A 21,924-nucleotide genomic window follows, 5' to 3' on the forward strand; every position below is an offset into this window, starting at 1 on the left:
GTCAGATACCCTTTTGTCGAAACGATCATACGCCAAGACGATCGCGCAGGCTGTAGTACGCCGCGCCCATCGCCGTGAATGGAATCCGCAGGCTGCGGCCGCCCGGGAAGGGGTAGTGCGGAAGGTTGGCAAACGCATCAAAGCGCTCAGCGTCACCGCGCAACAGTTCCGAGATCAGCCGTCCGGCCAGGTGGGTGCAGGTCACGCCGTGGCCGCTGTAGCCCTGCATGTAATAGATGTTTTTATCCAGACGACCAAACTGCGGCATACGCGACAGGGTCAGCAGGAAGTTGCCCGTCCAGCGGTAGTCGATTTTGACGCCTGCCAGCTGAGGGAAGGTCTTGAGCAGCTTTGGCATCACCAGGCGCTCGACATCGTCCGGATCGCGCGCGCCATAGACGACGCCACCACCGTACAGCAGGCGGTTGTCGGCGGTGAGACGGTAGTAATCCAGCAGGTAGTTACAATCTTCCACGCAGTAGTTATTGGGGATCAGCGTGCGGACGACCTCTTCAGGCAGCGGGGCGGTGGTCACCACCTGGGTGCCGCAGGGCATGCTGCGTTTTGCCAGTTCCGGTTCGATCTTATTGCCCAGATAGGCATTCCCGGCGACGATCACGTAGCGGGCCGTCACCTGGCCATGCTGCGTGCTCACCACGGCCGGGCTGGTGTGCTGAATGGCGGTCACCGGGGACTGCTCATACACCCGGCCACCGTTCAGGCGAATGGCGTCCGCTTCGCCGATCGCCAGGTTCAGCGGATGAATATGCCCACCGCTGCGGTCCAGCAGCGCGCCGGTATAGCGTTCGCTGTCGACCTCCCGGCGGATGGCGCTGGCGTCCAGCAGCTCCAGCTGCGTGTTGCCGTAGCGTTCCCAGTTGGCTTTTTGCTCCTCCAGCGTCTCCAGCTGCTTGTGGTTTAGCGCCACAAACAGCCCGCCGGGACGATAGTCGCACTGGATCTGATAGCGCTGGATACGCTCCCGGATGATTTCCCCGCCTTCAAACATCATGCTCCCGAGCATTCTGGCGGCATCGGGCCCGTAGTTTTTCTCGATCACGTCGATATCGCGGCTGTAGGAGTTAACCAGCTGGCCGCCGTTGCGTCCGCTGGCGCCGAAGCCGATGCGCGCCCCTTCAAGGAGCACCACGTCGTAGCCCATCTCGGCGAGGTGCAGCGCGGAGGAGAGGCCGGTATAGCCGCCGCCCACCACGCACACGTCACAGCTGATCGACTCGTTAAGCGTCGGGAAAGGTTCGTAAGCGTTCGCGCTGGCCGCGTAGTAGCTGGTGGTATGTTCGGTCATGATTGAGGCTCCAGGGCAATCCAGATGGTTTTCAGTTCGGTAAATTTTTCCAGCGCGTGCAGGGACTTATCGCGACCGTTGCCGCTCTGCTTATAGCCGCCAAAGGGGACGGTCATATCGCCGTCGTTATAGTTATTGACGAAGACCGAGCCTGCTTTCAGGCGCCGGCTCATGCGGTGCGCGCGGGAGAGATCGCGGGTCCATACCGCCGCGCCAAGCCCGTATTCACTGTCGTTGGCCAGCGTTAAGGCTTCCTCTTCGGTTTTAAATCGGGTAACGACCAGCACCGGCCCGAAAATCTCTTCCCGGCACAGCGGGGAGTCGGGCTCGAGGTCGACAAAAATGGTTGGACCGACTGCGGAAGGCCATGATTGTTCCCGCCCGTCCAGCAGCAGCGAGCCTTTCCGGGTTCCCTCGCGAATAAACGTGTGGACGGTATCGGCGTGTGCAGCGTCGATGAGCATGCCCATCGTGCTGTCGGGGTCGAGCGGATCGCCCGGCTGCCAGTGACGGGCCTGCGCTTTCAGCTCTGCCAGGAACGCATCGGCGATGCTGTCTTCGAGCAGCAGGCGGGTACCGGCGATACAGACTTGTCCCTGGTTATAAAAAATCCCGGCGGCGGTCGCGCTCACGGCCTTGTCCAGGTCCGGACAGTCGGCAAAGATAATGTTGGCGCTCTTGCCGCCTGCCTCCAGCCAGACGCGCTTCATGTTGCTTTCACCCGCGTCCTTCAACAGCTGCTTGCCGGTATGGGTAGAGCCGGTAAACGTCAGCACCTCAACCTCCGGATGCAGCGCCAGCGCCTGGCCCGCTTCATGGCCGTAACCGCTTATCACATTCAGCACGCCGTCCGGCAGGCCCGCCTCTTTCGCCAGCCCGGCCAGCCGCAGGGCGGAGAGCGGCGATTTCTCCGACGGTTTCAGTACCACGCTGTTGCCCACGATCAGCGCCGGGCCCAGCTTCCAGCAGGCCAGCAGCAGCGGGAAGTTCCAGGGGACGATGGCCGCAACAACCCCGATGGGCTCGCGCACGATCATCGCCAGCTCGCCCGGACCCGTAGGCGCCACTTCGCCGTAGACTTTATCCGCCGCTTCGGCGTACCAGCGAATAGCGCGAGCCGCGCCGGGAATATCGTCGCGCAGGCTGTGGCGGATGGGTTTACCGGTGTCCAGCGTTTCCAGTAACGCCAGCTCTTCGCTATGGCGTTCCATCAGATCGGCGAGCCTATTTAGCACGGCCTTGCGCTGCGCCGGAGACGCCTGTGACCAGTCACCGCGCTCAAATACCTCACGCGCGGTCTGAACCGCACGGTCCACGTCCGCCTGCTTGCCCCGGGCCACGTTCGCCAGCGTCTTTTGGGTAGCGGGATTGACGGTTTCAAACGTGGCATTATCGGCGGCGTCACAATAGGCACCGTTAATAAATAACCGGGCCTCAATGGCGCTGTTTTTTGCTTTATCCTGCCAGTAAGTCAGGTGCTTAAAATGCATATTCACTCCTTTCTTTCGCAATCAGATAAATAAAGGCATGGCCGTTTCAGGCAATACGAAGCCGTGAGGCATCCCGGGAATTAACCCGTTGAATGCCGACATCGATCGTTTTTATATTTCCCGGCGTAAGCGCGCTTACGCCGGGACCGAGTGGTAATTAGAACGTGGTGGGGGTGTGGGCACTGATAATGCGGCAGATGCCTGCCGAGGTGTTGCTGAAGCTGTGCGGTATGCCGGTATTGATGGCATAGCTCTGCCCCGCAACCAGGTGATAAGGCTGGCCATTAATAGTCAGCACTATTTCACCTTCCAGTATCGTACCGATCTCCTCACCCTGATGTTTGATCCTCTCTCCGGTCGTGGTTCCAGGCTGGTAAGTTTCAAAAATCATCGCCAGCGTACGGTTCGGATTTCCGTTATGAACCAGCTTCATCGAAACCCCCTGACTGCCTATTTCGATAAGGTCTTCCTGATTAATAACCACCTGCGGTTCATCAGGTTTTTCCGGTTCCGAAAAGAATTCCGAGAGCGACAGCCCATAGACTTTCAGTAACTTTTGCAGCGTACTGATGGCAGGACTGACTTTATCCTGCTCAATGGTGCTGATGGCACTGTGTGTTAACCCAGACAGTTCGGCGGCACGCCGCTGCGAGAGACCCAGCTGCTGGCGGATCTCTGACAGACGTTTCCCTGGCGCCAGTCCGTCATCGCTCATAGTTGCATTTCCTTTACGATAGTGGTCAAAGCCGTTGCTTCTCGGCAACGTGGCTTTGACAGGCGGTGATAAAACCTTCAAACAACATGCGTGACAGGGCGTACTCGCTGCTGTTCCATTCGGGGTGCCATTGCACGCCGAGGGCAAAAGGGTGGTCATGAACGCTAACCGCTTCGACCAGTCCGTCCGTCGAGCGGGCCTCCACGCGGAGCCGTGGTCCTAACGTTCGTGCGCCTTGCCCGTGTAACGAGTTTACCCAAAATTTGTTACAGCCTGGTATTATTTGAGACAGCAGTCCTCCTTCCTGAACCTGAACTTCATGAGAAGGGGCGTATTGTAGCTCAACCGGCAGTTCAGCATCCTCCCGGTGTTCAAGCAGGTCGTTCTGCTCGAACAGGCGGCGATACAGCGTTCCTCCCGTCGCAACAACCAGTTCCTGCAGCCCCCGGCAGATGGCGAAAATGGGGATGCGCCTTTCGAGCGCGGCGGCAATCAGCGCCATACTCAGAAGATCTCGCCCGGGATCGGCGTTAGGCTCATCGCCGTTTTCACCATAAAGGTGCGGCTGCACGTTACTTGGGCTGCCCGGCAGGTAAATCCCGTCCAGGGTTGGCAGCAGAGCGTTCATTAGCTCTGGCTCTGCCAGCGCATGCGGTAAGGCAATAGGTAAGCCCCCTGCGTTAATAACGGCATTCAGGTACTTTTCTTGCAGGGTCTGGGTCTCATGACCCTTAAGCCTGTTTCTGCACATCACCACGCCAATAACTGGCTTGTTCATTATATTTTCCATGATCGCCCTCACAAAGTGGACTAAATTTAGGCCATTCTCACCTCTGAAACGGCCTTTTCGTTCAATATTTTCTCAATCTAGCAACGGGATCTGCCTTTTGCAAACTTAATTTAACATTTGACAAACAATTTGTTTGCATACAGATTCGATAGGGTGGACATTATATTTGACAGTCCTGAGCAGCGAACGCAAAACCCAAAAACGGTGGTAAATCATGGAAACCAATATCGTAGAAGTTGAGAACTTTGTGCAGCACACGGATGAGAGGCGGGGCAGCGCCTTTACGCAGGAAGTGAAGCGCTATTTAGAAAAGTATCCTGACACCCAGTTTATTGACGTCCTCCTGACCGACCTGAACGGCTGTTTTCGCGGCAAACGCATCCCGGTTGCCGGACTGAGCAAACTTGAAAAAGGCTGCTATTTCCCGGCATCGGTTTTCGCCATGGACATTTTGGGTAACGTCGTGGAAGAGGCGGGACTGGGGCAGGAGCTCGGCGAGCCGGACTGCATCTGCGTGCCGGTACCGGGCACCCTGACACCGTCCGCCGCCGACCCGGAATACATTGGTCAGGTGCAGCTCACCATGGTCGATGAAGATGGCGCTCCCTTTGACGTTGAGCCGCGGAACGTACTCAACCGACTCTGGCAGCAGCTGCGCCAGCGCGGTCTGTTCCCCGTGGTAGCGGTAGAGCTGGAGTTCTATTTACTTGACCGTAAACGCGATGCCGACGGCTATCTGCAGCCACCCTGTGCGCCGGGCACCGACGTGCGTAACACGCAGAGTCAGGTCTACTCGGTTGATAACCTGAACCACTTTGCTGACGTGCTGAACGATATTGACGAGCTGGCGCAGCTGCAGCTGATCCCCGCCGACGGGGCAGTGGCCGAGGCCTCCCCGGGCCAGTTTGAGATTAACCTGCACCATACGGAAAACGTGCTCGATGCCTGCGACGATGCGCTGGCGCTAAAACGTCTCGTCAGGCAGATGGCGGAAAAACATAAGATGCACGCCACGTTTATGGCAAAGCCGTATGAAGAGCATGCGGGCAGCGGGATGCATATCCACATCAGCATGCAAAACAACCGAGGCGAAAACGTGCTCGCAGACGCCAGCGGCGAGGATTCCGCGCTGCTGAAACGCGCGCTGGCCGGGATGATCGATCTGATGCCGGCGTCCATGGCGCTGCTGGCACCGAACGTCAACTCCTACCGCCGTTTCCAGCCGGGAATGTACGTGCCGACGCAGGCGTCATGGGGACACAATAATCGCACCGTTGCCCTGCGTATCCCCTGCGGCGATCGCCATAACCATCGGGTTGAGTACCGGGTGGCGGGAGCCGACGCGAATCCGTATCTGGTGATGGCGGCGATTTTTGCCGGCATTCTACATGGGCTGGATAACGATTTACCCCTGCAGGAAGAAGTGGAAGGCAATGGTCTGGAGCAGGACGGACTGCCGTTCCCGATTCGTCAGAGCGATGCGCTGTGGGAATTTATGCAAAACGATAGCCTGCGCGAGCGGCTGGGCGAACGTTTCTGCCACGTCTATCACGCCTGCAAAAACGATGAATTACTGCAGTTTGAACGCCTGATTACCGAAACTGAAATTGAGTGGATGCTGAAAAACGCCTGATAACGTGCCCCGGTAAGGGGCCGCTTTGTTTCATCTCATACGTATCACCAAACGGCCTGCGCGGAGCCTGGCCTAACTGTTTGCTGGCACGCCAGCTATCTCCCGGGAGTCGCGTTATGGAGCGCAGGCGGCACAGGGATTTTCTTAACGACACTGTGTGACGAGGTAGGAAATGATGCAGATGTTCAACTATCCGCAGGGCGAAGGGGGCCAGTCAGGCGCCTGCTGTGAGTGCGAGCCAGAGACGGTGCGCTGGTACGATCGCGTGTGTTCTTTACAACTTCCCCCTTTGCTAAGCAGGTTTGCGTTAAGGACAGCGCGATTGCAAACCACGGTAAGCATGGGGGGGACGGTTTATGGCGACTAACACCTCTCTTGACTCGCCGCGCATGGCCGGAAGAACCCGGCTACGCAGTTCCCTCAAGCTCTGGCAGGTGGTCATGATGGGGCTGGCTTATCTCACCCCCATGACCGTGTTTGATACCTTCGGCATTGTGTCCGGTATCAGCAACGGCCACGTGCCCGCCTCGTATCTCCTGGCGCTGGCTGGCGTCATGTTTACCGCCATCAGCTACGGCAAACTGGTACGGCAGTTCCCGGAAGCGGGCTCTGCGTACACCTACACGCAGAAATCGATCGGCCCCCACTTAGGCTTTATGGTCGGCTGGTCATCGCTGCTGGACTATCTCTTCCTGCCGATGATTAACGTGCTGCTGGCGAAGATCTACCTTTCCGCGTTGTTCCCTGAAGTCCCGCCGTGGGTCTGGGTGGTGGGGTTTGTGACGATCCTGACGCTGGCGAACCTGAAGAGTGTGAATCTGGTCGCCAACTTTAACACCCTGTTTGTGCTGGTGCAGGTCGCCATCATGGTGGTGTTTGTCATTCTCGTGGTGCATGGCCTGCACAAGGGGGAGGGCGTCGGCACCGTCTGGTCGCTCCAGCCGTTTATCAGCGAGAACGCGCACCTGATCCCGATTATTACCGGCGCGACTATCGTCTGCTTCTCTTTCCTCGGCTTTGACGCGGTCACCACGCTGTCGGAAGAGACGCCAAACGCAGCGCGGGTTATTCCCAAAGCCATTTTCCTGACCGCACTGTATGGCGGGCTGATATTCATTGTTGCCTCATTTTTCATGCAGCTCTTTTTCCCGTCGATCGCGCGCTTCAAGAATCCGGACGCCGCGCTGCCGGAAATTGCGCTATACGTTGGCGGCAAGCTCTTCCAGTCGGTGTTTCTGTGTACCACGTTTGTGAATACGCTCGCTTCAGGCCTGGCCTCGCACGCCAGCGTCTCACGCTTACTGTATGTGATGGGGCGTGACAACGTCTTTCCGGAGCGCGTGTTTGGCTACGTGCATCCGAAATGGCGTACGCCGGCTCTGAACGTCATTATGGTTGGGATAGTGGCGCTGTCGGCTCTGTACTTTGATCTCGTGACCGCGACGGCGCTGATCAACTTCGGCGCGCTGGTGGCGTTTACGTTTGTTAATCTCTCGGTGTACAACCATTTCTGGCGGCGTAAGGGGATGAACAAAACGTGGAAAGATCGGTTCCACTATCTCCTGCTGCCGCTCATTGGTGCCGTTACGGTCGGCGTGCTGTGGATAAACCTCGAAGCGACGTCCCTGACGCTTGGCCTCATCTGGGCGGCACTGGGGATCCTTTACCTGACATGGCTAACGCGCCGTTTCCGAAAACCGCCTCCGCAGTTTGAAGCCGGTAAGATAGAGCAGGCCTGGGATTCCTGAACGTGAAACGGCACCAGTACGCTGGTGCCGTTTTTCGGGATCGCTCGTCTTACCGGGCATCAGTCCCCTACTATCTCAGACGTTTATGAAGACTCGCTCCCACCAGCAGCGCCGCGCACAGCATCAGCGCGATAAACCCGCCCACGCCGTTCCAGCCGTAGTTATGCCAGAACACGCCGCCGAGCGTCCCGGCGATGCTGGACCCCAGGTAATAGCTAAACAGATAAAGAGACGATGCCTGACCTTTGGCGCGACGCGCGCGCGGACCAATCCAGCTGCTGGCGACCGAGTGAGCGGCGAAGAACCCCGCGGAGAAGAGCAGCATGCCGGCAAAAATCAGCCACAGGGAGGAGAAGAGCGTCAGCAGCAGGCCGACCAGCATCACCGCAGTGAAGAACAGCATGACCGGGCCGCGGCCATAGCGTGCGGTCATCGCCCCGGCCTTCGGCGAGCTCCAGGTGCCGGTCAGGTACGCCACGGAAAGCAGGCCGACCACCGCCTGGCTCAGGTGCCACGGAGAGAGCATCAGGCGATAGCCAATATAGTTAAACAGCGTAACGAAAGAGCCCATCAGCAGGAAGCCGACCAGAAACAGGCGTGGCAGCCCTTTGTCACGCCAGTGCAGGCGGAAGTTGATAAACAGCGTTTTTGGGCGCAAAGAGGTCGGGCGGAAATGGCGCGATTCCGGCAGAATTTTCCAGAACATCAGGGCTGATGCCAGCGCAAAACACCCGATGACCGCCAGCGCAATACGCCAGCTAAAGAAGTCCGTAAAGACCCCGCTCAGCAGGCGTCCGCTCATTCCGCCAATCGAGTTCCCGCTGATGTAAAGCCCCATAGAGAAGGCAACAAAGCTTGGGTGAATCTCCTCGCTGAGATAGGTCATCCCGACCGCCGCCACGCCGCTGAGCGATAGCCCAATCAGCGCGCGCATCACCAGAATACCGTGCCAGCTGGTCATCATGGTCGAGAGTAACGTGCAGACCGAGGCCAGCATCAGCGCGGTCACCATCACCTGTTTACGGCCAATGGCGTCGGACAGCGGCCCGGTAAAGAGCAGGCCAATCGCCAGCATGCCGGTAGAAATAGAGAGTGAAACGCTGCTGCTGGCAGGCGATACGCCAAATTCATGCGAGAGGACGGGCAGGATCGGCTGAACGCAATAGAGCAGGGCGAAGGTGGCCAGACCGGCAGAAAAGAGCGCCAGCGTGACGCGCATAAATGGGGGGGTACCACGTTTAATGAACTGGACCGGCTGCGATGCTGCAGGTAAATCATTGATATCTCTGGCCGGATCGATATCAATAGTTGTTGTACGACTCACACAGTTTCCTTGCTTAAACATCCCCGTGATTTCTGGTGACGGGTATGACCACCTCTTCAGGGTAGGAAAATGTAAATATTCTGTCTAATATATTAATAATCTCAAATGATACTTTAAAAATATGAATATCGAGCTGCGTCACCTCCGCTACTTTGTCGCCGTCGCCGAAGAGCTGCATTTTGGCCGCGCGGCGGCACGGCTGAATATCTCTCAGCCCCCGTTAAGCCAGCAGATTCAGATCCTGGAGCAGCAGGTTGGGGCGCGCCTTCTGGCCCGTACCAACCGCAGCGTGAGCCTGACGGCGGCGGGCAAGCAGTTCCTGAACGACAGCCGACAAATTCTGAGCATGGTCGAGGACGCCGCCGCCCGGGCAGAACGGCTCTATCTCGGGGAAGCCGGAGAGCTGCGGATCGGGTTTACCTCGTCGGCACCGTTTATCAGCGCCGTCTCGGAAACGCTGTCGTCATTCCGCCGCCATTTCCCGGATGTTCATATTCAGACGCGCGAAATCAACACCCGCGAGCAGATTGCGCCGCTGAATGAAGGTTCCCTGGATCTGGGACTGATGCGTAACACCCAGCTGCCGGATACGCTGGCGTGGGAGGTGATCCTGCGCGAGCCGCTGATGGCAATGATCCCACACGATCACCCGCTGGCGTCGCGTCCGGCGGTTTCGCTGGCAGAGCTGGCAAAAGAGCCGTTTGTCTTTTTTGACCCGCAGGTTGGAACGGGTCTGTATGACGATATCCTGGGGCTGATGCGCCGCTACGATCTGGCCCCGGTCATCACCCAGGAAGTCGGGGAAGCGATGACCATTATCGGTCTGGTCGCCGCCGGGCTGGGCGTGTCTATTCTTCCGGCCTCCTTTAAACGGGTCCAGTTGCGCGAAATGCGCTGGGTGACCATTGCCGAAGAGGATGCCGTTTCCGAAATGTGGCTGGTCTGGTCAAAACACCGCGAGCAGAGCCATGCCGCACAGCGCTTCAAGCAGCAGTTAATAAGCGCCTCTGCCGGGCGGCATTTTCCGGGAAAAGGGGGCAAAAATGTGCGGTAAATCACATGGCTAAGTAAATATTTGACGGCAGCCATGCAAGTGCTTCACCATAGCAAACAGTTTATTTCGAAGCTCGAAAATAAGGGAGTACGAGGTGGTTGCTGATAGTCAGCCAGGGCATATCGATCAGATTAAGCAGACCAACGCTGGCGCGGTGTATCGCCTGATCGATCAGCTTGGTCCGGTTTCGCGTATCGATCTTTCGCGCCTGGCACAACTGGCACCTGCCAGTATCACCAAGATTGTCCGCGAGATGCTGGAAGCGCACCTGGTTCAGGAGACGGAAATTCAGGAGCCGGGCAGCCGTGGCCGTCCGGCAGTCGGGCTGGTGGTTGAGACGGAAGCATGGCACTACCTGTCGCTGCGCATCAGCCGCGGCGAGATCTTCCTTGCGCTGCGCGATCTGAGCAGCAAGCTGGTGGTGGAAGACCGCCTTGAACTGCCGCTCAACGCGGAGGAACCGCTCCTCGACGCGATTGTCTCGCACATCGATCGCTTCTTTATTCGCCATCAGCAGCGGCTTGAACGCTTAACGGCGATTGCCATCACCATGCCGGGCATTATTGATACCGAAAATGGTATTGTTCACCGCATGCCGTTTTACGACGATGTCAAAGAGATGCCGCTGGGCGAGGTGCTGAAAAACCATACCGGCGTGCCGGTCTATATTCAGCATGACATCAGCGCCTGGACGATGGCGGAGGCGCTGTTCGGCGCGTCCCGCGGCGCGCGGGATGTGATTCAGGTGGTCATCGACCATAACGTCGGGGCGGGCGTGATTACCGACGGACGTCTTCTCCACGCCGGAAGCAGCAGCCTGGTGGAAATTGGCCACACCCAGGTCGACCCGTACGGTAAGCGCTGCTACTGCGGCAACCACGGCTGTCTGGAGACCATTGCCAGCGTGGAAAGCGTGCTGGAGCTGGCGCAGGTCAGGCTCAGCCAGTCCATGAGCTCCTCGCTGCACGGACAACCCTTAACGGTGGATTCACTCTGCGCCGCCGCGCGCCAGGGGGATCTGCTGGCGAAGGACATCATTACCGGGGTGGGGAATAACGTTGGCCGCATTCTGGCGATAATGGTGAACCTCTTCAACCCGCAAAAAATCCTCATTGGCTCACCGCTCAGTCAGGCGGCGGAGATCCTCTTCCCGGCGATTACGGCCTGTATTCAGCAGCAGTCGCTTCCTGCCTACAGCCGGAACATTGCGGTAGAAAGCACCCAGTTTTCCAACCAGGGTACGATGGCTGGCGCGGCGCTGGTCAAAGATGCCATGTATAACGGCTCGCTGTTGATCCGCCTGTTACAGGGTTAACTCTTTTCCGCAGATGTAAGAAAAATTGCGCTATCTCAAGCCGGGTAGCGCATGCATCCCGTAGACTTCCTCCACTGAATTATTTACCTGGTTTATATTTTCGAAGCATACCCAAGAGGTGGAGTGAGTCATGCTTAAGCGTTTCTTTGTTACTGGTACAGATACCTCTGTCGGCAAGACCGTCGTATCCCGCGCATTGCTGCAGGCGCTGGCAGCAAGCGGTAAACGCGTGGCAGGGTACAAACCGGTCGCAAAAGGGAGTAAAGAGACGCCAGAGGGATTGCGCAATAAAGACGCCCTGGTGCTGCAAAGCGTCTCGTCACTGGAGTTGCCCTATCACGCGGTCAATCCCATTGCGTTAAGCGAAGAGGAGAGCAGCGTAGCGCACAGCGGCCTGATTAATTATCCCCTGTTGTCCGACGGCCTGGCGAACCTGAGCGAGAAGGTGGATCACGTCGTGGTTGAAGGGACGGGCGGCTGGCGCAGCCTGATGAATGATTTGCGCCCGCTGTCTGAATGGGTTGTGCAGGAGCAGCTTCCGGTGGTGATGGTGGTGGGTATCCAGGAAGGGTGCATCAACCACGCGCTGCTGACGGCGCAGGCGATTGCCAATGACGGCCTGCCGCTGGTTGGCTGGGTAGCAAACCGCATCAACCCGGGCCTGGCGCACTACGCGGAGATCATCGACGTGCTGAGCACCAAACTGCCCGGACCGCTGGTGGGCGAGCTGCCTTATCTGCCACGCGCCGAGCAGCGCGAGCTAGCGCAGTACATCGATCTCTCTGCCCTCGGTGGCGTGTTGACCGTAGACAGAGTCGTGGCGTAACGTCCGCGACAATACGGACGCCAGCACGCAGGCGACCAGCAGGCCGGGCAGTAAAAAATACTGCCCGGTCATTTCACAGACCATCAGCGCCGACATAATGGGCGCATGCGTGGTGGCGGCAAGTAGGGTTGCCATTCCTGCCAGCCCCAGCAGAATCGCCGTTTCAGAACCCGGTAGCCACAGCGCGAACAGCTGCGCGAACAGCATCCCCGTTGCCATACCGACAAACAGCGTGGGCGTAAACACCCCGCCCGGCGCGCCCGATCCGCTGCTCGCCAGTACCGCCAGCAGTTTGCAGATAAACACCCCGGCAATCACCGACAGCAGCGGCGGCGCGAGCAGAAAAGCCTGAACCACGCTGTAGCCATTCCCCCACACCTTCGGCGTCAGAAGAGACAGCAGCCCGACGATCGCACCGCCCAGCGCTAATTGCCACGGTGGCGAAAGCTTGAGGCGCAGGAAAAGACCGTGGCTGAACGCCATCAGCCACATCAGCAGCGGCCCACAGAGACCCGCCACCAGCCCCATCGCGACCAGCAGGGCATAATCGGTAGCGGTGAGGATACCGCTCAGATGGACCGCGTAGAGCGTGCCGGTACCCGGCGCCAGAAGCTGCGTGGTGAGAAGCGCCACCACCGCTGCGATAACCACGGGCCCGAGCGAGGCCAGCATCAGGGTGCCAAACAGAATCTCCGCAATGAACAGGCTTCCGGCTAAGGGAGCATGGTAAGCGCTGGCCATCCCGGCGGCGGCACCGCAGGCTATCCATAATTTCCACTCGGATTTGGGCGTAAAGCGCCGGGCGAAAAGGGAGGCGGCGAGGGCGGCAAGCAGGATCATCGCCCCTTCACGCCCGATGGCGCTTCCGCTGGCAACGACCAGCAGTGAGGCGAGGGATTTAACCAGGCTGGCGCCGTAGTCAAACTGGCCGTCACCGGTCTCCAGCGCTTCCATGTAGTCGGTGGGGGCATGAGGCCGCTGCGCGGTCAGACGCTGCCATCCCCAGAGCAGCAGCCCGGCCGCCAGACCACCCAGCGCTGGCGTCAGCGCGCGCCGCCAGGGGGAGAGCGACGCGGCGGCATTCACCAGGCTGCCGCTGTCGTTGCTGAGAAGCAGCCACTCCAGCAGGTACATGCTGTGGCGGAACACCGCCACGGCCAGCGCGGCCAGCACGCCGGTGACGGTGGCAATCAGCAGTCGGCGAAACATCGCGCGGATGTCGGGGTACGTATGAAGACGTTGCATGGGTCGCGAGTCAACGGGAAAGATACAATATTGTGGCGGCAAATCGCGGGGTTAGCAAAAGGTATGCGTGCGAAAAAGCCGGGCAATGCCCGGCCTGAAAGGTTAACTGTCGCTATGAATATTCAGCGCCCGGCGCGTACGCCCTGAACTCAGGTACTCGGCAATATAGTCCTGAGAAATCTCGCCGTTGTAGCGCCCGTCCTCATCCACGATCGGCATCCAGCTGGTGTTGCTCTCATACAGGCGTGACAGCACCACGCGCAGGTTGTCTTCCGCTTTGCCGGTCATGCGGAACGGATGCAGGATGTCGGCGCAGGTCCCGCTGGCGTTACGTGCTTCGCGACGCTTCACAAAGCCCAGCGGCTTGCCGTGCTCGTCAACTACGGTAATCGCGCGAATATCATTATCATCCATGGTCGCAAAGGCTTCAGGGAGCGGCGTAGAGCCCCGCACCGTAATGGTCGGCTGCTGGTCGGTGACGTCGCCCGCCGAGACCAGCAGCAGGCGCTTCAGGGTGCGGTCCTGACCTACAAACGAGCCGACAAACTCGTTCGCCGGTTTCGCCAGCAGTTCATCCGGACTGGCGCACTGCACGATTTTCCCCTGACGGAATACCGCGATACGGTCGCCGAGCTTCAGGGCTTCGTCGATATCGTGGCTCACCAGCATGACGGTTTTTTTCAGCTTGCGCTGCATCTCCAGGAACTGGTTCTGGATCACCTCGCGGTTGATCGGGTCCACTGCGCCGAAAGGTTCATCCATCAGCAGTACCGGAGGATCGGCCGCCAGGGCGCGGATCACGCCGATGCGCTGCTGCTGGCCGCCGGACATCTCGCGCGGGTAGCGATTCAGGAACTTATGTGGATCCATCGCTACCATATCCATCAGCTCTTCGGCGCGGGTTTTACATCGCGCTTTATCCCAGCCCAGCATGCGCGGCACGACGGTAATGTTCTCTTCGATGGTCATGTTCGGGAACAGGCCAATCTGCTGGATCACGTAGCCAATGTTGCGGCGCAGGGTGACGGTGTCCATCCCACTGGTGTCTTCACCGTTGATCAGGATCGTCCCGCTGCTTGGGGTAATGAGGCGGTTAATCATCTTCAGGGTGGTGGTCTTCCCGCAGCCGGATGGGCCGAGCAGGACGCACATTTCCCCTTCGGGCACGTTGAGGTTGACGTTGTCCACGGCCTTAAAGGTCTGGCCGTGCTTCTGTGAAAATTGTTTGGTGAGGTTTTCCAGTTTTATCATTATCGAATCCCCTTTGGAGTCAGAACCACCTGCAGACGGTGCAGCAGCCAGTCGAGCACAATCGCTAAAAGACAAATCATCAGCGCGCCCGCAATCAACATGCGAATATCGCTTCCGCCGATGCCGTTGAGCAGCAGCAGGCCCAGGCCGCCCGCGCCGATCACCGCGGCAATCGCCATCACGGCGATGTTCATCACCACGGCGGTGCGGATGCCGCCGAAAATCACCGGCAGCGCCATCGGGATTTCGACCCAGCGCAGGCGCTGCCAGAAGGTCATGCCGATGCCGCGCCCGGCTTCACGCAGGCCCGGCGGCAGGCTGTCGAGCGCCGTATGGGTGTTACGCACAATCGGCAGCAGCGAGTAGAGAAACACCGCCGTGATCGCGGGCAGGGCACCAATCCCCTGACCGATCAGCGAAAACAGCGGGATCATCAGGCCAAACAGGGCGATAGACGGAATGGTCAGCACGATGGTGGCTATCCCCAGCACCGGCGTTGCCAGCCACCTGTGGCGGACAATCAGAATGCCCAGCGGTACGCCGATGATGATGGCTAAGCCTACGGCCAGCGCCACCAGCCACAGGTGCTGCAGCGTCAGGGTTAAGAGGTAATCCCAGTTGTCCAGAATGTAGTGAATCGTCTCCATAGCGCCTCCTACAGCAGCTGTTTGCTACGCAGGAAATCGCGGGCGACCTGCTGCGGTGACTGATGGTCGATATCCACCTTTTTGTTCAGCTCGGTGATAACGTCGTTGTTGAGCTGGGCCGAGAGGGTGTTGAGCGCCTCTTCCAGACCGGGGTTAGCCTCCAGCGTGTCCTTACGCACCACCGGGGTGACCGCATAGCTCGGGAAAAAGCCTTTGTCGTCCTCCAGCACCTTGAGGTCGAAGCCCTTCACGCGACCATCGGTGGTATAAATCAGCCCGGCGTCAACGAAGCCGTCGCGCACCGCGTTATAGACCAGGCCGGGGTCCATCTGACGGATCTGCGGGCGGTCCAGCTCCATCTTATAGGCCGCCTGAAGTGGCTTCATGCCGTCGCTGCGCCCGGCAAACTCCAGGTCTAAGCCCAGCAGCCAGTTCTTGTCCGGGTTGGTTTTACGGATCTGCTCAATCTTCGCCACCATCTCCGACATGGTATTGATGTGTTCCGCCTCGGCGCGCTTGCGCTGCATGGCGAAAGCATAGGTGTTGTTCATATCGGCGGGCTTGAGCCAGACCAGACCGTGCTTCGCGTCCAGGCGTTTCACCGTCTCCCAGGACTCCTCTGGCGACATGCGCTTGTTGATGTGGTTAAAGATGATCAGCGACGTGCCGGTGTACTCCCAGGTCATATCAATCTGCTTGTTGATCATCGCGTTACGGGAAATCACCGTGGCGATATTGGTTTGCGGCTGAACCTGGAATCCTTTCTTTTGCAGGTACTGCACGGTCATCGCCGAGAGAATGTGCTGCTCGGTAAAGCTCTTGGTCGCCAGAATCAGCGGGGCCGCCATCGCCTGGCTGGTGAACAGCGCCGCGGCACACAGCGCCGTCAGGCCGGAAAACAGTCTCATAGAAGCTCCTTGTTATTGTTATCGAGCGAGATGTGGACTCATCACGCGACCCAGCACCGCCAGCAGGGTATCGAGGATCAGGGCGAACAGGGCGGTGGCCGCCGCGCCGAGGATCAGGGTCGGGAAATCGTTCAGATAAATGCCGGGGAAAATCAGCTCGCCGTAGCTGCTGGCGCCAATCAGGAACGCCAGCGGCGCGGTACCGACGTTAATAGCGGTGGCGATGCGGATCCCCGAGAGCATGACCGGCCAGGCGGCAGGCAGCTCGACCTGACGCAGACGCTGCCATTTGGTCATCCCGATGCCGTTTGCTGCTTCCAGCAGCGACGGCGGGACCGAGCACAGCCCGGCATAGGTGTTACGCACGATCGGCAGCAGCGAGGCGAGGAACAGGGCGATGATGGCGGGCGTATCGCCAATGCCAATCACCACCATCGCCAGCGCCAGAACGGCCAGCGGCGGCAGCGTGTTGCCGACGTTGAAGAGTTGCATCACATATTCGGCGATACCCCGCGCTGCCGGGCGGCTCAGCAGAATACCGGCTGGAATACCCACCAGCAGGGCAAAAAACATCGACGAGAAAACCAGAATCATATGCTGTTGTCCGAGATAGATCAGGTCAACCTGACGCGCCTTTATCGTCTCCATCCCGATACCCCAGACGAGGAGGGCGAGGACCACAATAATGGCGCCGACAAACAGCAGCGAACGTTTGAGTAATGGGTGCATTGCGGTGTGTCTCCCTGTGCGCATGCGTTATAGCAACCACCGGTTGCCTGTTGTTATGCCATGTTTCGGCAGGGGTATTTCACCTATAGCAAGCGTTTGGGAAGGGTTCCAGCGAAGGGGTAAAATCAGTAACCCTATGAAAACAGTGACAACCTCGGGTTAAGCCTTATGGCGTAAGGGCTGATTGAGGAAGAGGCAGAATAGTCCTAAAGACGAGAAGTGAAAGTGACGTTGTCACGAGTAATGGCCGCACCTCTGTCGGTGCGGCAGTGCATTTACGCTGTTTTGTGCGCTTTTGATCTCCATTCCCGCCAGATGTTTTCAAGACCGTGCCGGTATGAAGTGACGGGAAAGTCGGGAAAATGCCGCTTAAACTTCGTCGAATCAAACAGGTTATCAACGTCGTATCTGGGCAACAGCTCCCGCATTTCGCGCGCGCCCTGCGAAAACAGCGCCGTCGCGGCGAAGGCCAGCTCGCCCAGCACGGCGTAGTCCGCCTTCTGGCCGAAGATATCGCAGGCGAGAGTAACAAGCTGTTGATACGTCAGCCTTTCGTCGCAGCAGGGCAAATGCCACGTTTGCCCGTAGGCCTCAGGCGTATTGCCCAGCAGGGCGAGCGCGCGGCTGGCATCCGGCGTCCAGATGAGGGTGCGAAGCGTATCGTCACGTACCGGAACGCGCGGACGTTTGTGCTGCTTCAGCCTGTCGATAATGAGCGTATTCGTGAAGCTCTGCGTTCTCTCAGGCCCGTAAAACTCCGGGGCCCGACCGATGAGGACGGGAATGTCGCCCCGCTGCATTTCGGCAAGCACCCGGTTGGCCATCAGCGCACGCACGTTGCCTTTCCGTCCCCGGGGCGCAAAGCGCGTCTCTTCAGTTTGTGGCACGTCGCTCTGGGGGTACATGTAAGTATTGTCAAAATAGACGAATCTTGCGCCAGCCTTTCGCGTGGCCTCCAGGGCATTGTCCAGCATGGTTGGGAACTGACGCTCCCACAGCGCGGAATCAGGCGGCAGACCGGCGGTAAAATAGACCGTGTCGCTGCCTTTAACCGCCACTTGCGTCTGCTGCGCATCCAGGAGATCGGCTGCAACCGTGCTATCGCTGGCGTTGACTTTCTGCGGATGGCGGCTGACCAGCCTGATATCGTCGGTATAGGCGCGTTTTAATTCGCGGGTCAGTTCACGGGCGATTTGCCCGCTGGCACCCAGAATAGTTTGCATATGAGCTCCCTGATGAAATGACGATCCGGTTGACCGTATAAAAAGTTTAAGCTTAAAGTTAACTTTAAGGTCAAGGCGTAAGAGCAGATGAAATGAAAATTGGCGAGCTGTCGAAAATGACGGGTATTTCCCCGTCGCGTATTCGGTTTTATGAGGCGGAAGGTTTACTGCCGCGCCCTGTCAGGCAGGGGAACGGCTACCGGTCGTATTCTCAAGAGACGGCAGCGCTGCTGAACATCATCGACAGCGCGCAACGTACCGGGTTCTCACTCGAGCAAATACGCCGCTTTCTGCCGCAGCCGCAACAACGCTGGGATCATGAGGGACTGATCCAGTCCCTGAAGACGCGTATTGCCGAAATAGAAGCGATGCAAAAGCAGCTTGAGGAAAACCGCAGGGAATTGCTGACGCTGGTCGCGAGTATCACCAACCGGCCGGAGGGGATCTCCTGCGACGACAACATGCAGCGCCTGCTGGGGCAGCTGCAACGCTCAGACGGTAGCGCGAACCCGTCTAACCCGCGTCGAGACGGTGATAATTGAAACGATAGCGACTACGGCGAGCATCAGCCCAAGCGCTAGCATGGCGTTAAAGCCAATCCATCGGAAAAGCAGCAGCCCCGCGATACCGCCCGTAATAAACGAAAACAGGGTGGTTAAGTGGGTTTTCAGCTGACTTTTTTGCGCCGCCGTATCTTTGGAGTAATCCCTGCGCATCATCGCCACCAGTACGGAGGCCAGGGATATCCCCGCGTCCGTTAGCGTGCCGGTAATGTGCGTCGATCTCACCCGTCCACCGGAAAGCTGCGTGGAGGTGGAGTTGTGAATGCCCATCAGGCCGCACAGGAAAAGAATAATCTCGCGGTTGCTGGTGAGGGCATGAAAATACATCTCGTAGAAGGAGACGCCGGTCAGCAATATCCCCTCGACAAACAGGATCTGGCAAAAAACCAGCCTGACGTTATGGATAATGCCCCATATTACAATCATGCGGGCAAGAATGGCGCCTGCGACAAAGGAGAGAATAATCGAGCCGAAAAAAATGATATCGCTCAGGTCAGTGGAAGAGACTTCGCTGGATAACTGTGAGGTGTTGCCGGTCATGTGTGAGGGGAAAAAACCGAATGCCCCGAGGGCGATGGCATTCAGCAAACCTGCCGAGGTCGCCAGCCAGAGAGCAAGCCGGCGATCCTCCTTATGCGTTCGTTCTTTCTTGAGTCTAATCAGCAAGAATACCTCCGGGTTGAGCTTTGCCTGAATAGTCAGGCTAGCAAAGCGGTGCAACGGGCTGTCCAGGATATGGCTTAATTATTATTCCCTCTGACGGCTTTCAGGGTTAAGTAATTAAATAAAATATCCTTGCTCAAGCCAGGGGCGTGAAGACTTTACACCATGCCGTTATTGCCGTGACGCAAAAACGCCGGGCGCTGGTTAAGACGCTCGAACCACGCCTCAATGGCGGGCACGTCTGGCTTATCAAACGGCGTCATCTTCCAGCGATTCACCGACAGCCCAAGCACCACGTCCGCGAGGGTAAACGTCTCGCATGCCGCAAAGGCGCCGGTGCGCTGCAGCTGGTTTTCCAGAATGGTGATGCAGTGGTTCCACTCTTTTATTCCCGCCGCAATGCGCTCAGGGTCGTTAAAGTCGGGGTTTTTACGCCCCAGCGCCGGGAAAACATAGCGCCAGGCATTATTGAATTCGGTTGCCTGCCAGTCCATCCAGCGTTCAACGTTGGCGCAGGCCTGCGGTTCTGCGGGCAGCAGGTCGTGACGTCCGGCCTTGCGCGCCAGATAGCGGCAGATGGCGTTGGACTCCCATAGCACGAAATCATCATCGATCAGCACCGGCACCATGGCGTTGGGGTTCAGGGCACGGAAGGCATCCGTTTCCGTTGAGGCAAAACCACTGCCGTAATCTTCCTGTTGATACGCGAGGCCTGCTTCTTCGCAGGTCCAGAGTACTTTACGCACGTTGATGGAGGTGGTTTTGCCGAGGATGGTGATCATTGCGCAGGTGTCCTTTAGAGGAATGAATTGTCTAAAAACAATACACCAGTTGCACGGGGAAGGTTGGGGCAAAATTTGGTGGGGCGTGCTCTGTCTGGCCCCGGTAAACGTTTCTGGAAGGCGCCTCGCAAACCGCAAAGTAACCTTATGAAATTCAGCGTTATGTCTTTTCCTCAACGGGTCGCGGTCGTAAAGTGCCTGCGTTGCGGCACATCCGCAATCGGGCGTAGGAACCCGTCAACCATATAGTGACATTACGTATGTCGCAGCAGTGCCGATCTCGTTACAATAACGGTGGCGCTGGCGGAGCAGCCGTAAGGCTGGCCGTTTTTCTATATGGGCGGTATTCCTACCTCTGTCAGCGCTACCCCCCGAGCGTAGGAACTCACTGGGTGGTTAAATGAATTGCATATAGAAGGATGCCTTGTATGGCTACTATCCCAACCCTGACTTATCTTCCATCTGACGAAAACGTCATTCTGCAACTTATCTCCCGGCCGCTTCCGGCTGATGCCGATCTGTTTGTCGTCGCCGACAACTGCGCCGCGCTGGTGAGCGTGCTGGTCGAAATCGATGATGTCGCGAGCCGCACTGCGCTGTGCGAGCGTCTCCTTCAGACCCTGCGCAAGCTGCGTGAGCTCTGCGATGCCGATCTTCCGCCATACCTGATTGAACAGTTGATCATGGGTGAGAAAATCAACTCCTGTGTGCCGGACTGCTGGCAGGACACCCTGACTCAGGTGGACTACGTTCTGGCGCTGACACAGGCGGTGATGGGGGGAATGCTGCACGCTCACATAGCGAAGGAACTAACAGGCCTGCTGCACGATATGGTGTGGCTGCTGGCTGAGTTTGTGAAGGAGCCGCGCATCACTACACATTAAGGGCGCAGGCGTGGAGGGGCGGCAGCGCCCCTTTGAAAGTGTGATTAACGCGATCGGTTTCCGGTATCCAGAAGCGACGTACGTAAGAGTTGTCGATGGTACAAAGCCAGCGACCGTCGCTTTCCTGTCGAAAAACATAGGTCGCGCGGCGCGACATTTCCGTTATTCCACCCTGGCCATCAGGAAAACGCAGAACGGTTTCCATGATAACGAGGGCATTACCGCCACCTTCGATCACCTGCATCTCCCCTTGTTCGACGATCAGCTGATCCTGAAAATAATCAGAGATGGCAATAAACGCGCTGCGGATGTTCTCTTTGCCTTTAACCGTCATGCCTGGCTTGACCACCAGAGCCGCGTCTTCGGCGTAATACTCCATCAGCGCGTCATAGTTTTTGGTGGTGATGGCATGGTCACAGGATTCAATGATCTGGCGTAGCGGATGTGGGGGCATGCTCGATTCCTCGTTGTAGTGGGTAACGCGTATTAACATAACAGTCTGGTGTGTTTGTATAGCTACCAGGTTTTATGGCGGGGCGTTATGGGAAAGTTGAGGGGGCAGATAACGTTAGGTCTGCTATGAGCGAGGAGCGGAAGTTCGCGATTCTTTAAAAACTTGTTAAAGGCCACTAGCGTAGCCGGGTATGAATCAGTGAGGGGCTGCTAGCGGCGTCACGAATCCCTGGATAATGGGACAACGGCAAAGCTGGTTAAATCCATATCTCCGAGCATCGGAAATGAACCGGATATTGGATGCTGCTATTTGTTCCATTTTTTTTCGAATATTCATCGCATCCAGACCAAGGCGGTTAAATTTGCGCTAGTGGG

The 21,924-nt window shown here is 57.9% G+C and carries 20 protein-coding genes and 1 pseudogene; 7 read left to right on the top strand and 14 right to left on the bottom strand.

What is annotated here, in order from left to right:
* Positions 1 to 25: 25 nt before the first annotated feature.
* From GXP72_RS10200 to puuD, 4 genes are all read right to left on the bottom strand, one after another.
* The gene (locus GXP72_RS10200) at positions 26 to 1,306 is read right to left on the bottom strand and encodes an FAD-binding oxidoreductase (RefSeq protein ID WP_061715372.1); all 1,281 of its coding nucleotides are present in this window, start codon (positions 1,304 to 1,306) and stop codon (positions 26 to 28) included.
* Complete coding sequence (gene puuC / locus GXP72_RS10205; RefSeq protein ID WP_090417198.1) at positions 1,303 to 2,796, bottom strand: aldehyde dehydrogenase PuuC; 1,494 nt, start codon at positions 2,794 to 2,796, stop codon at positions 1,303 to 1,305. Before puuC ends, GXP72_RS10200 begins: the two co-directional genes overlap by 4 nt.
* 157 nt (positions 2,797 to 2,953) lie before the next feature.
* A complete protein-coding gene (puuR, locus tag GXP72_RS10210) occupies positions 2,954 to 3,511 on the bottom strand; it encodes an HTH-type transcriptional regulator PuuR (protein WP_013096835.1) in 558 nt (185 codons plus the stop codon).
* Positions 3,512 to 3,536: 25 nt separating this feature from the next.
* Entirely contained in the window at positions 3,537 to 4,301 is a 765-nt protein-coding gene (puuD, locus tag GXP72_RS10215; protein ID WP_032651105.1) for a gamma-glutamyl-gamma-aminobutyrate hydrolase, read from the bottom strand.
* 214 nt (positions 4,302 to 4,515) lie between these two features.
* On the opposite strand from puuD, the gene GXP72_RS10220 reads away from it, so the two are divergent.
* Positions 4,516 to 5,934 carry a glutamine synthetase family protein gene (locus GXP72_RS10220; RefSeq protein WP_047075214.1) on the top strand — a complete coding sequence of 473 codons (1,419 nt, stop codon included), beginning with the start codon at positions 4,516 to 4,518 and terminating at the stop codon, positions 5,932 to 5,934.
* Between the two features lie 356 nt (positions 5,935 to 6,290).
* Positions 6,291 to 7,682, top strand: a complete 1,392-nt coding sequence (locus GXP72_RS10225) for an APC family permease (RefSeq protein WP_208763807.1) — start codon at positions 6,291 to 6,293, stop codon at positions 7,680 to 7,682.
* A gap of 70 nt (positions 7,683 to 7,752) precedes the next feature.
* Here the strand turns inward: GXP72_RS10225 and GXP72_RS10230 are convergent, their stop codons facing one another.
* Positions 7,753 to 9,006, bottom strand: coding sequence for an MFS transporter (locus GXP72_RS10230; RefSeq protein WP_090417194.1), 1,254 nt, complete (start codon positions 9,004 to 9,006; stop codon positions 7,753 to 7,755).
* A gap of 121 nt (positions 9,007 to 9,127) precedes the next feature.
* Here GXP72_RS10230 and GXP72_RS10235 point away from each other — a divergent pair, with 121 nt between their 5' ends.
* The 3 genes from GXP72_RS10235 (at position 9,128) to bioD (ending at position 12,201) form a co-directional block, all read left to right on the top strand.
* Positions 9,128 to 10,060, top strand: a complete 933-nt coding sequence (locus tag GXP72_RS10235) for a LysR family transcriptional regulator (protein WP_048989573.1) — start codon at positions 9,128 to 9,130, stop codon at positions 10,058 to 10,060.
* Between the two features lie 94 nt (positions 10,061 to 10,154).
* Positions 10,155 to 11,375, top strand: a complete 1,221-nt coding sequence (mlc, locus tag GXP72_RS10240) for a sugar metabolism global transcriptional regulator Mlc (protein ID WP_024909131.1) — start codon at positions 10,155 to 10,157, stop codon at positions 11,373 to 11,375.
* 130 nt (positions 11,376 to 11,505) lie between these two features.
* Complete coding sequence (bioD, locus tag GXP72_RS10245; protein ID WP_024909130.1) at positions 11,506 to 12,201, top strand: dethiobiotin synthase; 696 nt, start codon at positions 11,506 to 11,508, stop codon at positions 12,199 to 12,201.
* On the opposite strand, the gene clcB is transcribed toward bioD, so the two are convergent.
* From clcB to GXP72_RS10275, 6 genes are all read right to left on the bottom strand, one after another.
* On the bottom strand, positions 12,136 to 13,446 hold the full coding sequence (gene clcB / locus GXP72_RS10250) for a voltage-gated ClC-type chloride channel ClcB (protein WP_090417192.1): 1,311 nt from the start codon (positions 13,444 to 13,446) through the stop codon (positions 12,136 to 12,138). The genes bioD and clcB overlap by 66 nt on opposite strands.
* Positions 13,447 to 13,548: 102 nt before the next feature.
* The gene (gene osmV / locus GXP72_RS10255; protein ID WP_024909128.1) at positions 13,549 to 14,697 is read right to left on the bottom strand and encodes an osmoprotectant ABC transporter ATP-binding protein OsmV; all 1,149 of its coding nucleotides are present in this window, start codon (positions 14,695 to 14,697) and stop codon (positions 13,549 to 13,551) included.
* The gene (gene osmW, locus GXP72_RS10260; protein WP_208763808.1) at positions 14,697 to 15,344 is read right to left on the bottom strand and encodes an osmoprotectant ABC transporter permease OsmW; all 648 of its coding nucleotides are present in this window, start codon (positions 15,342 to 15,344) and stop codon (positions 14,697 to 14,699) included. Before osmW ends, osmV begins: the two co-directional genes overlap by 1 nt.
* An 8-nt stretch (positions 15,345 to 15,352) precedes the next feature.
* Complete coding sequence (gene osmX / locus GXP72_RS10265; RefSeq protein WP_208763809.1) at positions 15,353 to 16,252, bottom strand: osmoprotectant ABC transporter substrate-binding protein OsmX; 900 nt, start codon at positions 16,250 to 16,252, stop codon at positions 15,353 to 15,355.
* 18 nt (positions 16,253 to 16,270) lie between these two features.
* Positions 16,271 to 16,981, bottom strand: a complete 711-nt coding sequence (gene osmY, locus GXP72_RS10270) for an osmoprotectant ABC transporter permease OsmY (protein ID WP_208763810.1) — start codon at positions 16,979 to 16,981, stop codon at positions 16,271 to 16,273.
* 275 nt (positions 16,982 to 17,256) lie between these two features.
* Positions 17,257 to 18,204 carry an NAD-dependent epimerase/dehydratase family protein gene (locus tag GXP72_RS10275; RefSeq protein WP_208763811.1) on the bottom strand — a complete coding sequence of 316 codons (948 nt, stop codon included), beginning with the start codon at positions 18,202 to 18,204 and terminating at the stop codon, positions 17,257 to 17,259.
* Positions 18,205 to 18,296: 92 nt separating this feature from the next.
* Here GXP72_RS10275 and GXP72_RS10280 point away from each other — a divergent pair, with 92 nt between their 5' ends.
* Complete coding sequence (locus GXP72_RS10280) at positions 18,297 to 18,746, top strand: MerR family transcriptional regulator (RefSeq protein WP_024909124.1); 450 nt, start codon at positions 18,297 to 18,299, stop codon at positions 18,744 to 18,746.
* Here the strand turns inward: GXP72_RS10280 and GXP72_RS10285 are convergent.
* The gene (locus tag GXP72_RS10285; RefSeq protein WP_208763812.1) at positions 18,696 to 19,433 is read right to left on the bottom strand and encodes a YoaK family protein; all 738 of its coding nucleotides are present in this window, start codon (positions 19,431 to 19,433) and stop codon (positions 18,696 to 18,698) included. The genes GXP72_RS10280 and GXP72_RS10285 overlap by 51 nt on opposite strands.
* A 155-nt stretch (positions 19,434 to 19,588) precedes the next feature.
* Positions 19,589 to 20,212, bottom strand: coding sequence for a glutathione S-transferase family protein (locus GXP72_RS10290; protein ID WP_208763813.1), 624 nt, complete (start codon positions 20,210 to 20,212; stop codon positions 19,589 to 19,591).
* A 428-nt stretch (positions 20,213 to 20,640) separates the two neighbouring features.
* Here GXP72_RS10290 and GXP72_RS10295 point away from each other — a divergent pair, with 428 nt between their 5' ends.
* Complete coding sequence (locus GXP72_RS10295; RefSeq protein WP_024909121.1) at positions 20,641 to 21,096, top strand: hypothetical protein; 456 nt, start codon at positions 20,641 to 20,643, stop codon at positions 21,094 to 21,096.
* Between the two features lie 82 nt (positions 21,097 to 21,178).
* Here GXP72_RS10295 and GXP72_RS10300 read toward each other — a convergent pair.
* Positions 21,179 to 21,550: pseudogene (locus tag GXP72_RS10300) on the bottom strand (SgcJ/EcaC family oxidoreductase); the annotation flags it as partial.
* Between the last annotated feature and the right edge of the window lie 374 nt (positions 21,551 to 21,924).

Source organism: Enterobacter sp. SES19 (assembly GCF_011765665.1).
In the GTDB taxonomy this organism is placed as follows: Bacteria; Pseudomonadota; Gammaproteobacteria; order Enterobacterales; family Enterobacteriaceae; genus Enterobacter; species Enterobacter pseudoroggenkampii.